Source organism: Bacillus cereus group sp. BfR-BA-01441, from assembly GCF_022663075.1.
GTDB classification, from domain to species: domain Bacteria; phylum Bacillota; class Bacilli; order Bacillales; family Bacillaceae_G; genus Bacillus_A; species Bacillus_A cereus.
The window spans coordinates 1-17,325 of the sequence record NZ_JAKUEU010000096.1; the positions used below are offsets into that span (position 1 = coordinate 1).

Genomic DNA, 17,325 nt, shown 5'->3' on the forward strand with positions numbered 1-17,325 from the left:
CACACCCGTTCCCATACCGAACACGGAAGTTAAGCTCTCTAGCGCCGATGGTAGTTGGGACCTTGTCCCTGTGAGAGTAGGACGTTGCCAGGCAATATTATTCCGCAGTAGCTCAGCGGTAGAGCTATCGGCTGTTAACCGATCGGTCGTAGGTTCGATTCCTACCTGCGGAGCCATTGGAGAGCTGTCCGAGTTGGCCGAAGGAGCACGATTGGAAATCGTGTATACGTCACAAGCGTATCAAGGGTTCGAATCCCTTGCTCTCCGCCATAGGATTTATAATATTTGGCCCGTTGGTCAAGTGGTTAAGACACCGCCCTTTCACGGCGGTAACACGGGTTCGAATCCCGTACGGGTCACCACTTTGGAGGATTAGCTCAGCTGGGAGAGCACCTGCCTTACAAGCAGGGGGTCGGCGGTTCGATCCCGTCATCCTCCACCATATAAATTTTATATGAATAGTATTATCGCGGGGTGGAGCAGCACGGTAGCTCGTCGGGCTCATAACCCGAAGGTCGCAGGTTCAAATCCTGTCCCCGCAACCAAATGGTCCCGTGGTGTAGTGGTTAACATGCCTGCCTGTCACGCAGGAGATCGCCGGTTCGACCCCGGTCGGGACCGCCATTTTAATAAGGCTCGGTAGCTCAGTCGGTAGAGCAGAGGACTGAAAATCCTCGTGTCGGCGGTTCGATTCCGTCCCGAGCCACCATTTATTTTAATAAAATACGCCGGCTTAGCTCAATTGGTAGAGCAACTGACTTGTAATCAGTAGGTTGGGGGTTCAAGTCCTCTAGCCGGCACCATGTAAGTTTCGGAGGGGTAGCGAAGTGGCTAAACGCGGCGGACTGTAAATCCGCTCCTTCGGGTTCGGCAGTTCGAATCTGCCCCCCTCCACCATTTACATAGGGGCATAGTTTAAAGGTAGAACTGAGGTCTCCAAAACCTCCAGTGTGGGTTCGATTCCTACTGCCCCTGCCAAATATATTTACACAACATGGCGGTTGTGGCGAAGTGGTTAACGCACCGGATTGTGGCTCCGGCATTCGTGGGTTCGATTCCCATCAGTCGCCCCATTTTTATTTTAAAAATTACAAATAATCTAATGGATACTTACATATAATTAAGTAAGAATTCGATGGGCTATAGCCAAGCGGTAAGGCAACGGACTTTGACTCCGTCATGCGCTGGTTCGAATCCAGCTAGCCCAGCCATTTTTGCGGAAGTAGTTCAGTGGTAGAATACAACCTTGCCAAGGTTGGGGTCGCGGGTTCGAATCCCGTCTTCCGCTCCAATAAAATTTAATATGGCGGCATAGCCAAGTGGTAAGGCAGAGGTCTGCAAAACCTTTATCACCGGTTCAAATCCGGTTGCCGCCTTTTCTTTTGTGCCGATGTGGCGGAATTGGCAGACGCGCACGACTCAAAATCGTGTTCCTTCGGGAGTGTCGGTTCGACCCCGACCATCGGTATCATGAACGGCGTAATAAAAGACTCTACACCAAATGTGTAGAGTCTTTTTATGTTTTCATCACACTATAAAATAAGCAAAATGGTGTGTTGGTGAAATGGTTATAAATGATTAAGGTAAACTTATTCATTTAGTACATGCGATACAGTTGGGGAAAGCTACAAAACAATAAAGGGATAAATTTTTATCCCTTTATATAATTTCATTATTTTATAGAGAATTTCTCCAACCTGGTGACAGGAAGTTAAATCCGACGCCACCAGTAGATATTAGTACATGATCAGCTGTTAATTTCGTAATTTCTAAGAACTTCTTTTCAAACTCTTCTCTGTTGTATTTGTACATAGTTGAGTGGCATGACCACATGTGCGTTGAAGTACTCAACCAGTCTCCTAATTCCTTTAATTCAGGAAACGACTCAAATCGAATTGGTTCATCTAATTTCATGAATCTCACTTGATAGATAGTTGGGTTTAATTTTTCTCCTATTCCTTTAAAAGCATGTGATTTTTTGTCTTTTGAATGTGTCATAATTCACCCTCCATCTTTTCTTCAAATTTTTTCCTATTTTTATTATACAACAATAGAAAACAATTATGGAAATAATATAGAAATCTTTATTGGCAATATAAAAAGACTCTAACAGAAATGTTAGAGTCTTTTTGTTAAATTATACTATGTGCTTCTAAAATTCGTAATAAACGTAGGAATTCATGTATAATATAACTTGTCGAAAGAACAAAATGATAGTGATTTATATTATGTCTGTAATATGAATCAAAAATGAACTTTTTATATTTCTTTTAAAAATGTGTTGAACACACATTATATTTCATATTAATATTTTTATGTAGATTTAAAACGGGAAAGAGAGTGGAAAGTATGGGCCGTAAATGGAACAATATTAAAGACAAAAAAGCATCAAAAGATGCAAATACAAGCCGTATATACGCGAAATTTGGGCGTGAAATTTATGTGGCAGCAAAACAAGGCGAGCCAGATCCAGAATCAAACCAAGCACTAAGAGTTGTATTAGAGCGTGCGAAAACATACAATGTTCCAAGAACAATTATTGATCGTGCAGTTGAAAAAGCAAAAGGCGGTTCAGAAGAAAATTATGACGAGCTTCGTTATGAAGGATTCGGACCAAATGGAGCTATGGTTATTGTAGATACACTTACAAATAACGTAAACCGTACTGCAGCAGATGTACGAGCTGCATTTAGCAAAAACAGTGGTAATATGGGTGTGAACGGTTCTGTAGCTTACATGTTTGATGCGACAGCTGTTATCGGCCTTGAAGGTAAAACATCAGATGAAGTTCTTGAAATTTTAATGGAAGCAGATGTAGATGCACGTGACATTCTAGAAGAAGAAGATTCTGTTATCGTGTATGCTGAACCAGATCAATTTCATGCAGTACAATCTGCACTTAAAGCTGCTGGCGTTGAGGAGTTTACAGTTGCAGAATTAACAATGCTTGCACAAAGTGATGTAACACTTCCTGAAGATGCTCAAGCACAATTTGAGAAAATGGTTGATGCATTAGAAGATTTAGAAGATGTTCAACAAGTTTATCACAACGTAGACTTAGGAGAGTAATACGATAGATGACCCTTTTCGCTTAGCGGATAGGGTCTTTTTTATGAAGTTAATTAAGGTGATGAAGTATTAAAGGTATTTTGTTGTAGGTAGGGAATATGATTATAGGGATATATAAAATATTCATTATCTCTAGGAGGCTTAATATGGAACATAAGACACCAAAGCATATCGTTGCTGTAGCCGGTTATTTAACAAATGGAAAAAATGAAGTGTTATTAACAAAAGTGCACTGGCGAGCTGATACGTGGGAGTTGCCAGGAGGACAGGTAGAAGAAGGCGAAGCGCTCGATCAAGCTGTCTGTAGGGAAATAAAAGAGGAAACAGGGTTAACGGTGAAGCCTATCGGAATTACAGGCGTTTATTATAATACTTCTATGCATATTCTAGCTGTTGTTTTTAAAGTAGCATATATAAGTGGTGAAATAAAAATTCAACCTGAAGAAATACAAGAGGCTAAATTTGTTGATTTAAATGAAGAGAACATAGATGAGTATATAACGCGTCCTCATATGAAATCCAGAACGCTTGATGCAATGAGAGCAACACATTTTATTCCGTATGAAACGTGGGAAGTACAGCCGTATAATTTAATAGGAAGATTGTAAAGAAAAGAGTAGCCGATTTGAGATACATTCGAATCACTACTCTTTTTTTTGTATACTGTTTAAGAAAAAGGTCAAAATAATAATAGCACTAGTATTGATTTCGGGAACGTTTGTTCTGTATAATAAATCTATATGTTATATACATTTAGATTACTAGATAGTCAAAAGTATATATATTTGTAGATGATATAATTAAAGTGTAAAGTGAAAATATAATAGTCTTAAGGGTTTCTCTTTTATTGGTTATTCGTACTTTAACATAACCTATATTCAATATTTCAGATGAATAGTAGATAAAAAAAGACTGTGATACAATACTTTTTTATCCCACTATTTGCTGGGCAGTAAGCTTGATTAATGAGGACCGATTAAAGTTTCACTTTATACCTTACAATGATGTAAGGTACGTGTAAGAGAAATCGATGGGATATTTTTTTACAACAATGTATTCTTAAAGTAAGAGTTATATGCTGTGTGGAAAAGAGGTGTTCAAGATGAAAGAACGAGTATTATCTAGGGTGAACTATCATCAAAAAGTTGCATTAAATCCAATGACTAAACTTTTTTATAAAGCCATTATATTATTATTATTGTTAAGTTGTACGTTATTATTCATTGGAAATGTAATGATTGAGAAAAGTGATATTAGTAAATTACATGTACCGGCTAAGTTAGAGGTGCCAGAATCATTAACACATGCATTTATTGCGACAGAAGATAAAAGATTTTATCATCATAACGGTTTAGATTATATAGCAATTATTAGGGCCTCTGTTGAGAATATAAAGGCTGGTGGTGTCGTGCAAGGAGGAAGCACAATTACACAGCAGCTATCTAAAAATGCCTTTTTAACGAATGAACGTACATTTTCTCGGAAGTGGAAAGAGATTTTTTATACGAAAAAAATTGAACGCACATTTACGAAGGATGAAATATTAAAATTATATGTAAGTAATATTTATTATGGAGAAGGAGCATGGGGAATTGAAAAAGCAGCAAACCTTTACTTCGGTAAAAAGGTGAACCAATTAACGTTGGCTGAAAGTGCAATGATGGCTGCTGTAGTAAAAGCACCTGCTTATTACTCACCTGCCCAAAATTATGATAAAGCAGTAGAGAGACGTAATGTCGTTTTGAGACTAATGGAGAAAGAAGGCTATATAAGCCATGATGAGTATGTTCAAGCAGTTAGTGAGAAATTGGTAATTCGTCATGATATAAAAATAGAGCAGTCGATGTTAAATAACGCGCGTAAAAAAGCAGTAAGTTAAGAGAAGTTCCTATAGAGGAGCTTCTTTTTTTGAATAAATTGTGACAAATTGTGACACAATATCGTCACAATTATTGTGTTTTTGTAATTTATGTGAGCGTGTTCATTGCGTGACGTATATAAGTGTTGATATTATGTGTATTGTGTACAATGCTGTATACAGAATATGAATTTAAAGAGGAATGTATATGAAATCAAATAAACTCATGGCTCTTGGTATAGTTTTTTCTATCGCAGTATTGATTGTAATTGGAACAATTGCGTATAGCATCATAAATGACAAAAAAGATAAAGGGAATGAGATGTTTGCTTATTCTACGCAACAATCTTTAGGGAAAGATGATGCTCCAGTTAAGGTAGTTGAATTTGGAGACTTTAAATGTCCTGCTTGTCGTACTTGGGATGTAACAGTATTACCTCGATTAAAAGAAGAGTATATTGATAAAGGCAAAGTGCAGTTATATTTTATTAACTTCCCATTTATCGGAAAAGACTCAGATTTAGGTGCAGCAGCTGGTGAAGCAATTTATAAACAAGATAAAGATTCATTCTGGATTTTCTATGATGAGATTTATCAAAATCAAAAGAAAGATACGGAAGAATGGATTACAGAAGATTTGCTTCTTAGCATTGTGAAAGAGAAACTTCCAAAAGTTGATGTAGAGCAATTTAAGAAAGACTTACACAGTAAAGAAATTACAGAAAAAGTACGTAAAGATTCAGATCGTGCTCAAAAATTAAAAGTTCAAGGTGCCCCTTCTGTATATGTAAACGGAAATCTTGCAAATCCTGATTTTGATAGTATGAAGAAGGCAATTGATAAAGAATTGAAAAAGTGATGAGGTCTCTCATCACTTTTTCGACTTTTTTCGATAAAATTCTTGCCTCTACTTTTTTTACATGCTATACTATTTTACATAAGTTATTCTAATATCTTATATGTAATTCATATTTGCGGGTGTAGTTTAGTGGTAAAACAAGAGCCTTCCAAGCTCTGGTCGAGAGTTCGATTCTCTTCACCCGCTCCAAATTTTATTAAAAGTTTTTCTATAAATTGTGATCAACGCAGTGTTTCGTTTCCGAGATAAACGAGGCATTGCGTTTTTTAATGTTTGAAAAATATAATTACATGCGAAAATAGAAGTAAATGATAGTATTCCAAACGTGAATTACTAACCAATAGAGTGGTTACATAAGGGGTGGATTCATCTGAGGAGGCGATTAAGAGTGGATTTTGAACAATTAAAGCAAGATGTAATTGCGTATAGTAAAACAATTGGCATAGATAAAATAGGCTTTGCGAGCGCTTCTCCTTTTGAGGAATTAAAGCAGCGCTTAATCCAGCAACAACAATTAAATTATCAATCTGGATTTGAAGAGCCTGATATAGAGAAGAGAACGAATCCGCAACTGTTATTACCGGGTGCTAAATCAATTATTGCGATTGCTTTAGCATATCCTTCAAAATTAAAAAATGCACCATTAAGTAAGCGTGGAGAACGCCGTGGGATTTTTTGTCGTGCTTCTTGGGGACAAGATTATCATCTTGTTTTACGAGATCGTTTGCAAAAATTAGAGGCATATTTAATTGAAAAACTTCCCGATATAGAAGTGAAGTCCATGGTTGATACAGGTGAATTAAGTGATCGAGCTGTATCAGAGCGTGCTGGTATTGGATGGAGCGGTAAAAACTGCTCTATTATTACACCTGAATTTGGTTCGTACGTATACTTAGGGGAAATGATTACAAATGTTCCATTCCCGCCAGATAAGCCGATAGAAGATCAATGCGGAGGCTGTACGAAATGTATCGATATTTGCCCTACCGGTGCTTTAATACAGGGGGGACAGTTAGATTCGAAGAAGTGCATTGCGTTTTTAACACAAACGAAAGGATTCCTACCTGAAGAATATCGCGATAAAATAGGAAATCGCATATATGGATGTGATACGTGTCAGACTGTTTGTCCGAAAAACAAAGGAATGGATTTTCATAATCATCCTGAGATGGAGCCGGATCCTGAGCTAGTTAAACCATTATTAACGCCACTTTTAACAATTAGTAATCGTGATTTTAAAGAGAAATATGGGATTATGTCAGGGTCATGGAGAGGGAAAAAACCACTGCAAAGAAATGCGATTTTAGCATTAGCACATTTTAAAGAAGCATCGGCAATTCCAGATTTAATTGGTGTTATGAAAGATGACCCAAGACCGGTACTACGCGGAACGGCAGCATGGGCACTTGGGAAAATTGGCGGAGATGGAGTAGGCGAAGCGATTGAGAAAGCGATGGAACGTGAGAAAGATGAAGAAGTGCTTCATGAAATGAATCGCGGGCTTGAATTGTTAGCACAGAAAAAAGAGTAGATAATATTTCCCTTTTTCATATTGTAATATGGGAGGGAGACAGAATGGTTGTAAAAACGAAGATTGAAAACCAAGTACAACAATTTTTAGCATATATAACGGAAAAAAGAACGAATGTGGATGGTATTGCTGAGGATTTACTACAAATGGCACTGAGAAAGAAACAATTGTTTCAAAGGCGTAGTGCACATATAGTGAAAGCAACTGCGGATGTTTCTTTCATTAGACAATTAAATAGTAATGACCATCAAGAAATTGATTATCAAATACATTTTAAATATTTAATTAAGCATAAAGAATTATTTTATATTGAAGAGGAACAATTAAAACGAAGAGTTTGTTTAAATAATAGTCGAATTATAGGCGATTCTGCTATTGAAGTGTCAGAAGAAATTAGAATGGGTGAGACATTAGAAAGGGATATTACGAAAGAGAAGTACGGTTCTTATCAGTATAATCGTTTAGAGGCAGTGAAATATGCAGAGCGTTGGTGGGATGACCGGAATCCTATGTATCGTAATTTCCCTGATAATTGTACGAATTTCATTTCTCAATGTCTTCATACTGGAGAAGTACCTATGAACGGGTATCCTAATATTCGTAAAGGATGGTGGCAAAGGGAGAATCAGTGGAGTTGGAGCTGGGCTGTTGCACATTCTTTTTATTGGTATTTGTCAGGTGCTACAACAGGACTTCGAGCAGAGGCGGTAGAGAGGCCAGAAGAACTTATTCTTGGAGATGTCATTGCTTATGATTTCGAGGATGACGGAAGATGGAATCATACGACGATTGTAGTAGCAAAAGATGCAGATGGTATGCCGCTTGTAAATGCACATTCAGCGAATAGCCGTCGACGTTATTGGAACTATGAAGACTCTAGTAAATATACACCACAAATGAAATATAAATTCTTTCATATTATTAATGGGTAGAGATTTTTCGCTCAAGTGGTATAATACGTAGTAGACAAAAAACAGAGGTGAATATCGCGTGGGAGTACATGTTGTTTTATATCAGCCAGAAATTCCAGCAAATACAGGGAATATTGCTCGTACTTGTGCAGCAACTGGAACAGAATTACATTTGATTAGACCGCTTGGATTTTCAACGGATGATAAAATGTTAAAGCGTGCAGGATTAGATTATTGGCAGCACGTAAAAATTACGTATTATGATTCAATTGAAGAATTTTATGAAAAAAATAAAGACGGTGAATTCTTCTATTTAACAAAGTATGGCGAGAAAGCTCATACAGCGTTTGACTATAGCAAGCGTGAGAAGGATTACTATTTTGTATTTGGAAGAGAAACAAACGGCTTACCAGCTAATGTAATCGAAGAAAACTTTGATCATTGTTTACGTATTCCAATGACAGATAAAGTACGTTCATTAAATTTATCTAATACAGCAGCAATTTTAATTTATGAAGCGTTCCGTCAACAAAATTACCCTGGATTAGATTTAGAAATCGTTTATTAAAAGTCGCCATATGGCGACTTTTTTTTATAAAATAAAAATAATATATAATCATACATTTAAAAGAGAGGACATAATCATATAGAATGGGATATATGATTAAAAATAGATAAGACGGGTTGAGATAAATATGAAGGAAGAATATAGTAATCAAAATACCTTTTTAAGTATGATAGATATGGATTTAATTAGACAAGGATTATTACATGCTATTCAAGATTTAGTATTCATATTGAAAGTTATTGATAATGAAACGTTTCAATATATGTATGTGAATAAAATAGGAATGGATTATGCTAGGTTAAGCGAAGAGTGCTATGGAAAAACTTTTGCAGAAGTATTACCAAAAGATATAGCGGGGATATTGCAAAGGCAATATGCAAAAGTAGTGAGAGAAGCGAAAGCACACACCTTTTGTGATGTAGTCAATTTACCAAAAGGTGAGATACATTATGAATCTTCACTTAATCCTGTCTGCGACGAAGAAGGAATATGTCAATTTGTTATTTGTATTACAAGAGATATTACAGCTCAAATTGAGGAGAAGACAAAGATAGAGGAAAAACAAATGTTATTTAAGTCGTTACTGGAATATAATAATGACTCAATTATATCTATAGATTCTATAGGGAGAGTTACATATGCAAATCCGGCAACGTATGAAATATTTGGATACCGGTATGAGGAATTAAATAATAAATTTATTTTTGAATTCATTAATAAAGAATATGAAAAAGATTTTCAAATTATATTTAAGGGATCGATGCAAGGAAAAGCAAAACAAATTGTTTCAAAGAAATATGTTCATAAAGAAGGGTACGAGCTATATATTTCTTTGAGAACTATCCCGATTATTGTGAACGGTGAAATTGTTGGGATTTATATTGTTACGAGAGATGTTACAAGGCAAGTATTAAACGAAATGCAAACAGAATATTTAGCTTACTATGACCAGTTAACGGGATTAATGAATAGAATTTCATGTACAAATAAGTTAAATACTTTTTTAAATGAGAGTGTAAATTTTGCGCTTGTATTTATAGATTTAGATGAGTTTCATCGTATTAATGATACATTTGGTCATAAAGAGGGAGATAAAGTATTACAAAAAGTTACAGAATGTTTAAGCAATCTAAAAATAGAAGGTATGCACTTATTTAGAGAACACGATGATCAATTTGTTATGTTGATAGAAAATATAACGAAAGAATATGTAGAGGAAGTTGCAAAAAGCATACTGAAAAATATTAGTGAATATTTTGTAATCGAAGAAGAAGATGTATATTTAAGTGCATCAATTGGAATTGTAATGGCTCCAGCAGATGGAGAAGATGAAAAAATACTATTTCAGAGGGTCGATGCTGCTTTAGAAAAAGCAAAAGAAAAAGGAAAAGGACATTATCATTTTTATTGTAGTGGATTAGACTGTGAGCGTGAACAAAGGTTTATAATAGAAAACCAGTTACATCGTGCTATAGAAAAAAATGAATTTTTCTTATATTATCAGCCACAAATTAATATTGAAACGAAAAAAATAGCTAGTATGGAAGCTTTAATAAGGTGGGAGAATAAGGAATTAGGATTTGTTTCTCCAAACCAATTTATTCCGTTGGCAGAAAGAACAGGATTTATTATTAAGCTCGATGAATGGGTAGTAAATCAAGTGTGTCAGCAACTGCGCGAATGGTTAAATAAAGGATATGAAGTGGTCCCAATTGCGGTTAATATTTCAGCTAGACACTTTCGTTCTATTACATTAATAGAGATGATTACACGGGCTTTAAATAAGTACAATGTATCAGCTCATTTATTAGCGATAGAGGTTACAGAAGGAGCTCTTATACATAAAGATATATCAAAGAGAGTGTTACTACAATTAAAAGAACAAAATTTAAAGATTCATTTAGATGATTTTGGAACAGGCTATTCATCTTTAAGTTATTTAAAAACATATCCAATTGATACTTTAAAAATTGATCGTTCTTTTATGGAAGGTATACATATAGATGAACGTGATACGAATATTACAGCTGCAATTATTCATTTAGCTCATACTTTAGAATTGAATATAATTGCAGAAGGAGTAGAAAAAAAGGAGCAAATACAGTTTTTGAAAGAAAAGAATGTGAAGCTTGTACAAGGTTATTATTATAGCCGACCACTATCCAAATATGATATGGAAAATATGTATTATAAATAAAAAAATGATGTGCTAAAAGCACATCATTTTTTATGTGTACCTGGTTTGTCATTGTAACCGGATGTAAAAATAGCTGTAAGAAATGTGAGTGATACACCTAAAATTAATAATAATTTCATACTAATATCCTCCTTACTGTTTTCGGTTTATGAGTTTTATTTATTATCCAAAATGTATGTAAGGTTCTTAGAAGAAAAGAATTTATTTATAATGAATAGCAGTGTAAAAATGTTAATACCTATATTATACAGAATTTTCTTTGAATTTTGGAGAGAATTTTAGCGTGCTATTATATATTTCGTTTTGATTTAAAGAATGTTTAAGGACATCCTAGCATACCTTTTATAATAATCCGATTGAACAAGGAGATGGGGGAGGAGCTATAATGGATATTCTAAAAAAGATTGAACAGCATCGAGCAGCAGAAGAACGTTTACAATGGGAAGGTACGTTTGCGGAGTATTTGGAGCTTGTGAAAGAAAGACCATGGGTGGCTCAAACAGCACACTCTCGCATTTACAATATGATAAAAGACGCTGGAATTGAAGAAGTTGATGGTAGAAGAAAGTATAACTTCTTTAGTAATCAGCTCTTTGGATTAGAGGATGCTCTAGAACGTCTTGTAGAGGAATATTTTCATCCATCTGCAAAACGATTAGATGTTAGAAAAAGAATTTTATTATTAATGGGTCCTGTTAGTGGAGGGAAATCAACGTTAGTTACAATGTTGAAACGAGGATTAGAAACATATTCAAGAACAGATCGCGGAGCAATTTTTGCAATTAAAGGATGCCCAATGCACGAGGATCCACTGCATTTAATTCCACATCATTTACGAGATGATTTCTTTGATGAGTATGGGGTTAGAATTGAAGGGAATTTATCACCACTAAATGTCATGCGTTTAGAGCAAGAATACGGATCAAGAATTGAGGATGTAGTTGTAGAGCGTATTTTCTTCTCTGAAGATCGCCGTACAGGGATTGGTACATTTAGCCCGTCTGATCCAAAATCACAGGATATTGCAGATTTAACAGGTAGTCTGGACTTTTCTACGATTGCAGAATATGGTTCAGAATCAGATCCGCGTGCGTATCGATTTGATGGAGAATTAAATAAGGCAAACCGAGGAATGATGGAGTTCCAAGAGATGTTAAAATGCGATGAGAAGTTTTTATGGCACTTATTATCGCTTACGCAAGAAGGGAATTTCAAAGCGGGAAGATTTGCGCTTATTTCAGCAGATGAATTAATTGTAGCGCATACGAATGAAACAGAGTATCGCTCATTTATAGCAAATAAGAAAAATGAAGCATTGCACTCAAGAATTATTGTAATGCCAGTTCCTTATAATTTACGAGTAAGTGAAGAAGAACATATTTATGAAAAAATGATTCGTGAAAGTGATGTATCGAATGTTCACATTGCACCACACACACTTCGCGTTGCAGCAATGTTCACTATTTTAACTCGTTTAAAAGATCCGAAGCGTCCGGATATTGATTTAATTAAAAAGATGCGTTTGTATGATGGAGAAACGGTAGAAGGTTATAATGCGATTGATGTAGAAGAATTACAACGCGAATATCAAGATGAAGGTATGAAGGGTATTGATCCTCGTTATGTCATTAACCGAATTTCGTCTACAATCATTCGAAAAGAGGTACCATCTATTAACGCGTTAGATGTACTTAGATCTTTAAAAGATGGGCTAGATCAGCATCCATCCATTAGTAATGAAGACCGTGAACGTTACATGAACTTCATCTCATTAGCGAGAAAAGAATACGATGAAATCGCGAAGAAAGAAGTACAAAAAGCGTTTGTTTATTCATATGAAGAATCAGCTAAGACGCTTATGGATAATTACTTAGATAACGTTGAGGCGTACTGCAATAAATCGAAATTACGTGATCCGTTAACAGGAGAAGAAATGAGTCCAGATGAAAAATTAATGCGCTCAATTGAAGAGCAAATTGGAATTTCAGAAAATGCTAAGAAAGCGTTCCGTGAAGAGATTTTAATTCGCATTTCTGCTTATGCCCGTAAAGGAAAACGCTTTGATTATAATTCACATGAACGTCTTCGTGAAGCGATTCAGAAAAAACTATTTGCTGATTTAAAAGATATAGTGAAAATTACAACATCAACGAAAACGCCGGACGAAAATCAGCTTAAGAAAATCAATGATGTTGTTGCGCGTTTAATTGATGAGCATGGTTATAATTCTTCTTCAGCAAATGAATTACTACGCTATGTAGGTAGCTTGTTAAACAGATAGTTTGATAACAAAACGCTGTCTCTTGTATTTTGCGGGACAGCGTTTTATTATCCGTTCATATGTGTATAAAGTGTCATACCTTGTCCAAATGTAATAAATTAAGATGCAATTTTATGAATTTATTGTCAATTATTTTTACAATATGCATATGATAGAGTAACCAACCATTCATACGAAAAAAGCCAACACAATACAATATGTTGCAAATTAAAAATGTGTGCAACAATGCATTGTGTTTCTTTCTTATCAGTGGCTGAATATTTCTTTCTATTTATGTGAGTGGCAAAATTTTGTTTAGGATGCTCGGGGTATTGTATGAAAAACGTTATAAATGTTTATGGGATGATTTTCTGTGGGCAGTTACCTTTCAAATATTCTAGCTTGCATATTACAGAACAAAATTTATAGATTGCTGTTCATACAGGAAGACAATTACAGTAAGGAGGGAAAGGAATGGGCGAAGAAAATCAACCAAATTATACGATTTCACAGGAAAACTGGTCCCTCCATCGCAAAGGATATGACGACCAACAGCGCCATCAAGAAAAAGTACAAGAGGCAATTAAGAATAATTTACCCGATCTTGTAACAGAAGAAAGTATAGTTATGTCTAATGGCAAGGATGTTGTAAAAATACCAATTCGTTCTCTAGATGAATATAAGATTAGATACAATTATGATAAAAATAAACATGTTGGGCAAGGAAACGGTGACAGCAAAGTTGGTGATGTCGTTGCGAGAGATGGATCAGGTGGTCAAAAACAAAAAGGGCCAGGAAAAGGGCAAGGAGCAGGAGATGCAGCTGGGGAAGATTACTATGAGGCTGAAGTCTCTATTTTAGAATTAGAGCAAGCGTTTTTCAGAGAGTTAGAACTGCCTAATTTAAAGAGAAAAGAAATGGATGAAAACCGGATTGAACATGTTGAATTTAATGACATTAGAAAAACAGGATTATGGGGAAATATTGATAAGAAAAGAACAATGATATCCGCATATAAACGAAATGCGATGGGTGGTAAAGCATCTTTTCATCCGATTCATCAAGAAGACTTAAAGTTCCGCACTTGGAATGAAGTGTTAAAGCCAGATTCAAAAGCTGTTGTATTAGCGATGATGGATACGAGTGGATCGATGGGAATATGGGAGAAATATATGGCACGTAGCTTCTTTTTCTGGATGACAAGATTTTTACGCACAAAGTATGAAACAGTTGATATTGAATTTATTGCTCATCATACAGAAGCGAAAGTCGTTACAGAAGAAGAATTTTTCTCAAAAGGAGAAAGTGGCGGAACAATATGTTCTTCCGTATATAAAAAAGCATTAGAACTTATCGATAATAAATATTCACCTGACCGCTATAATATTTATCCATTCCATTTTTCAGATGGTGATAATTTAACATCAGATAATGCTAGATGTGTAAAACTTGTTGAAGAGCTAATGAAGAAGTGTAATATGTTTGGGTATGGGGAAGTGAACCAGTATAACCGCCATAGTACACTCATGTCAGCCTATAAAAATATTAAAGATGATAATTTCAGATATTATATTTTAAAGCAAAAAGCAGACGTATTTCATGCGATGAAAAGCTTTTTTAGAGAAGAATCAGGTGAGAAAATGGCATAACCTCTTTTAAAGAGGTTCTTTTTTTGTAAACTTTTTATTTTTTCAGTTGACAATGATAATGAAAATCATTATCATTTATTCGAGAAATGATTACATTTCGAATTATATATTTCGGAGGAGATGTAAAGTTGAAACAAAATAAAAGAAAACGTATAAATGCAATGATTATAGCGGCGGCGTTATCACTTCCGTTTGCTGTGTATTCAACACCTGCTTTAGCGGCAGTAGCAATTGAGGCGAATAAAACTGGACAAGGTTTAGAAGATGGTACATATGACGCTGTTATTAAAGCGTATAAAGATAAAACGAATGAAGAGTCTATGGCAGCTGTCTATATAAAGGATCCGAAATTAACAATTGAGAATGGAAAGAAAATTGTAACAGCAACGTTAAGTGATAGTGATTTCTTTCAATACTTGAAGACAGAGGATATTCACACTCCAGGTGTGTTTCATGATGTGAAAGTAATATCAGAAGACAAAAAGAAAAATGGAACGAAAGTGATTCAGTTTGAAGTAGGGGAATTAGGAAAAAGGTATAATATGCGAATGCATATTTATATTCCAACAATGGCCTATGACAATAAGTACCAAGTACAGTTTGAAGTAAATACATTGAATTTAGAGAACAATGTTCCAGAAAAACAAAAGGAAAATAAAGAGGAGCAACAAGATGAAAACGGAAATGTAATATTAGATAAGCAATTACAAAAATATATTAATAAATATAACTTAAATAGAGATAATGTAGATGCGCCAATCACAAAGAAAGATTTATTACAAATTAAAACTTTATCCATTTATTCAGGTAAAGGAATAAATAAAATAACTGGTTTAGAGTATATGACAAACTTAGAGAAGTTGACGTTACGAGAGTCTAATGTAAAAGACATATCAGCCATCTCGAAGTTGAGAGGTTTGAAGTACGTTGATTTAACGTCTAATTCAATTGAAAGTATTCACCCAATTGAGCAGTTAGAGAATATTAATATGCTTTTTTTAAGAGATAATAAAATTTCTGATCTTACACCATTAAGTAAAATGAAAAAAATTAAAACATTAGATTTAATCGGTAATAACATTAAAGATATCCAGCCATTATTTACATTATCAACTATGAAACAATTATACTTAGCAAATAATCAAATCAGTGATCTTACGGGAATTGATCGATTAAATAATGTGGAACTATTATGGATAGGGAACAATAAAATTAATAATGTTGAATCTATTAGTAAAATGAGTAATCTTATTGAACTAGAAATTTCTGATAGTGAAATAAAAGATATATCACCATTATCTCAATTAGGAAATTTACAAGTGCTGAATTTAGAAGAGAATTATATCTCTGATATATCGCCGTTGAGCACTTTAACAAATTTACATGAGATAAATCTTGGAGCTAATGAAATTTTTGACGTAAGGCCTGTTGAGGAATTAGGTAAGCGAATTTCAATTGACATTCAAAGACAAAAAATCTTTTTAAATGAAGCAAGTGTAGATGAAGAAATAAAAATCCCAGTATACAACCTTAAAGGAGAGCCACTTCAAAATATTAATCTACAAAGTGAGGGGGCTACTCTGAATAACGGATTTATAAAATGGAATAGTCCTGGAGAAAAAATATATGAATTTAAACTAGATACTAATTCTACTGAAAGTAAAATAAGATTTAATGGCACGGTTATACAGAATATAGTTGAAAAACAAAAAGAAAGTCAAAATGTAATTCTCGATAAAACTTTACAACAACATATTAATAAAGAGAATTTAGGTAGAGAGAATGTAAACGCTCCTATCACAAAAGAAGATTTATTACAGATTAAAAAATTAGAGATACTTAAAGAAAAAGGAAATGAGATAAATGATATAACAGGTTTAGAATACATGACGAATTTAGAAAAACTTACTTTAGAAGGAGTAGGCCTGAAAAATATTGAGTTCATCTCAAACTTGAAACAATTGAATAATGTGAATGTATCTCATAATCAAATTGAAGATATAACACCACTATCTTCATTGGAAAATTTACAGTGGTTAAATCTTGCGGACAATCATATTAAAGATGTAACGGTTATTGGTTCCATGCTAAACTTATTTAGCTTAAATTTAGCTGGAAATGAGATTCGTGATGTAAGGCCGTTAATACAATTAGGTCAGTGGTTTACAATTGATGTTGGAAGACAAAATATCATTTTAAATGATGCAAAAATAAACGAAGAAATTCAAGTTCCTGTATATGATTTAGAAGGAGAAAGTATTGAAAATATTCAATTGGTAAGTGAGGGAGGGACGTTTAATAACGGAGTAATAAAATGGAGTACCCCAGGTGAAAAGGTGTATAAATTTGATTTAGATTCTGATGAAATTAGCATAAGGTTTAACGGAACGGTAATCCAAAATATAGTTGAAAAAGAAGAAGT

12 protein-coding genes, 16 tRNA genes and 1 rRNA gene are annotated in these 17,325 nt (G+C 34.6%); 28 read left to right on the top strand and 1 reads right to left on the bottom strand.

Going from position 1 to position 17,325, the window contains the following annotated elements:
- The 16 genes from rrf to MR107_RS25740 form a co-directional block, all read left to right on the top strand.
- Nucleotides 1-93, top strand: a 5S ribosomal RNA gene (rrf, locus tag MR107_RS25665); the annotation flags it as partial.
- A gap of 8 nt (nucleotides 94-101) precedes the next feature.
- Nucleotides 102-176, top strand: a tRNA-Asn gene (locus tag MR107_RS25670).
- 2 nt (nucleotides 177-178) lie between these two features.
- Nucleotides 179-270, top strand: a tRNA-Ser gene (locus MR107_RS25675).
- A 17-nt stretch (nucleotides 271-287) separates the two neighbouring features.
- Nucleotides 288-362 (top strand) — tRNA-Glu (locus tag MR107_RS25680).
- Nucleotides 363-366: 4 nt separating this feature from the next.
- Nucleotides 367-442: transfer RNA gene (locus MR107_RS25685), tRNA-Val, on the top strand.
- Between the two features lie 26 nt (nucleotides 443-468).
- A tRNA-Met gene (locus tag MR107_RS25690) sits at nucleotides 469-545 on the top strand.
- A 3-nt stretch (nucleotides 546-548) separates the two neighbouring features.
- Nucleotides 549-624 (top strand) — tRNA-Asp (locus MR107_RS25695).
- A gap of 9 nt (nucleotides 625-633) precedes the next feature.
- Nucleotides 634-709 (top strand) — tRNA-Phe (locus tag MR107_RS25700).
- Between the two features lie 18 nt (nucleotides 710-727).
- A tRNA-Thr gene (locus MR107_RS25705) sits at nucleotides 728-803 on the top strand.
- 10 nt (nucleotides 804-813) lie between these two features.
- Nucleotides 814-897: transfer RNA gene (locus MR107_RS25710), tRNA-Tyr, on the top strand.
- A 7-nt stretch (nucleotides 898-904) separates the two neighbouring features.
- Nucleotides 905-978 (top strand) — tRNA-Trp (locus MR107_RS25715).
- A gap of 19 nt (nucleotides 979-997) precedes the next feature.
- Nucleotides 998-1,073: transfer RNA gene (locus tag MR107_RS25720), tRNA-His, on the top strand.
- A 63-nt stretch (nucleotides 1,074-1,136) separates the two neighbouring features.
- A tRNA-Gln gene (locus tag MR107_RS25725) sits at nucleotides 1,137-1,211 on the top strand.
- A 5-nt stretch (nucleotides 1,212-1,216) separates the two neighbouring features.
- Nucleotides 1,217-1,291: transfer RNA gene (locus tag MR107_RS25730), tRNA-Gly, on the top strand.
- Between the two features lie 14 nt (nucleotides 1,292-1,305).
- Nucleotides 1,306-1,376: transfer RNA gene (locus MR107_RS25735), tRNA-Cys, on the top strand.
- A gap of 10 nt (nucleotides 1,377-1,386) precedes the next feature.
- Nucleotides 1,387-1,468, top strand: a tRNA-Leu gene (locus MR107_RS25740).
- 209 nt (nucleotides 1,469-1,677) lie between these two features.
- Here MR107_RS25740 and MR107_RS25745 read toward each other — a convergent pair.
- A complete protein-coding gene (locus MR107_RS25745; protein ID WP_025690149.1) occupies nucleotides 1,678-1,998 on the bottom strand; it encodes a DUF3884 family protein in 321 nt (106 codons plus the stop codon).
- Nucleotides 1,999-2,349: 351 nt separating this feature from the next.
- Between MR107_RS25745 and MR107_RS25750 the strand changes: the two genes are divergently transcribed.
- The 12 genes from MR107_RS25750 to MR107_RS25805 all read left to right on the top strand — a co-directional run.
- Nucleotides 2,350-3,069 carry a YebC/PmpR family DNA-binding transcriptional regulator gene (locus MR107_RS25750; protein ID WP_242245746.1) on the top strand — a complete coding sequence of 240 codons (720 nt, stop codon included), beginning with the start codon at nucleotides 2,350-2,352 and terminating at the stop codon, nucleotides 3,067-3,069.
- A 146-nt stretch (nucleotides 3,070-3,215) separates the two neighbouring features.
- Nucleotides 3,216-3,677 carry an NUDIX hydrolase gene (locus tag MR107_RS25755; RefSeq protein ID WP_000400469.1) on the top strand — a complete coding sequence of 154 codons (462 nt, stop codon included), beginning with the start codon at nucleotides 3,216-3,218 and terminating at the stop codon, nucleotides 3,675-3,677.
- A 494-nt stretch (nucleotides 3,678-4,171) separates the two neighbouring features.
- Complete coding sequence (locus MR107_RS25760; RefSeq protein ID WP_242292871.1) at nucleotides 4,172-4,948, top strand: transglycosylase domain-containing protein; 777 nt, start codon at nucleotides 4,172-4,174, stop codon at nucleotides 4,946-4,948.
- A 187-nt stretch (nucleotides 4,949-5,135) separates the two neighbouring features.
- Nucleotides 5,136-5,786: a DsbA family protein gene (locus MR107_RS25765; RefSeq protein WP_000841308.1), complete on the top strand. Its 651-nt coding sequence runs from the start codon at nucleotides 5,136-5,138 to the stop codon at nucleotides 5,784-5,786.
- Nucleotides 5,787-5,901: 115 nt separating this feature from the next.
- Nucleotides 5,902-5,975: transfer RNA gene (locus tag MR107_RS25770), tRNA-Gly, on the top strand.
- Nucleotides 5,976-6,174: 199 nt separating this feature from the next.
- The gene (gene queG, locus MR107_RS25775; protein WP_000345215.1) at nucleotides 6,175-7,317 is read left to right on the top strand and encodes a tRNA epoxyqueuosine(34) reductase QueG; all 1,143 of its coding nucleotides are present in this window, start codon (nucleotides 6,175-6,177) and stop codon (nucleotides 7,315-7,317) included.
- 44 nt (nucleotides 7,318-7,361) lie between these two features.
- Complete coding sequence (locus tag MR107_RS25780) at nucleotides 7,362-8,249, top strand: amidase domain-containing protein (RefSeq protein WP_000260591.1); 888 nt, start codon at nucleotides 7,362-7,364, stop codon at nucleotides 8,247-8,249.
- 58 nt (nucleotides 8,250-8,307) lie between these two features.
- A complete protein-coding gene (trmL, locus tag MR107_RS25785) occupies nucleotides 8,308-8,796 on the top strand; it encodes a tRNA (uridine(34)/cytosine(34)/5-carboxymethylaminomethyluridine(34)-2'-O)-methyltransferase TrmL (protein ID WP_000538147.1) in 489 nt (162 codons plus the stop codon).
- A gap of 127 nt (nucleotides 8,797-8,923) precedes the next feature.
- A complete protein-coding gene (locus MR107_RS25790; protein WP_242292872.1) occupies nucleotides 8,924-10,993 on the top strand; it encodes a sensor domain-containing protein in 2,070 nt (689 codons plus the stop codon).
- Between the two features lie 385 nt (nucleotides 10,994-11,378).
- On the top strand, nucleotides 11,379-13,274 hold the full coding sequence (locus MR107_RS25795) for a PrkA family serine protein kinase (RefSeq protein WP_000353273.1): 1,896 nt from the start codon (nucleotides 11,379-11,381) through the stop codon (nucleotides 13,272-13,274).
- Between the two features lie 453 nt (nucleotides 13,275-13,727).
- On the top strand, nucleotides 13,728-14,903 hold the full coding sequence (gene yhbH, locus MR107_RS25800) for a sporulation protein YhbH (RefSeq protein WP_006925084.1): 1,176 nt from the start codon (nucleotides 13,728-13,730) through the stop codon (nucleotides 14,901-14,903).
- Nucleotides 14,904-15,031: 128 nt separating this feature from the next.
- Nucleotides 15,032-17,325: leucine-rich repeat domain-containing protein (locus MR107_RS25805; protein ID WP_242292873.1), on the top strand; the 2,294-nt coding region annotated here is incomplete at its 3' end.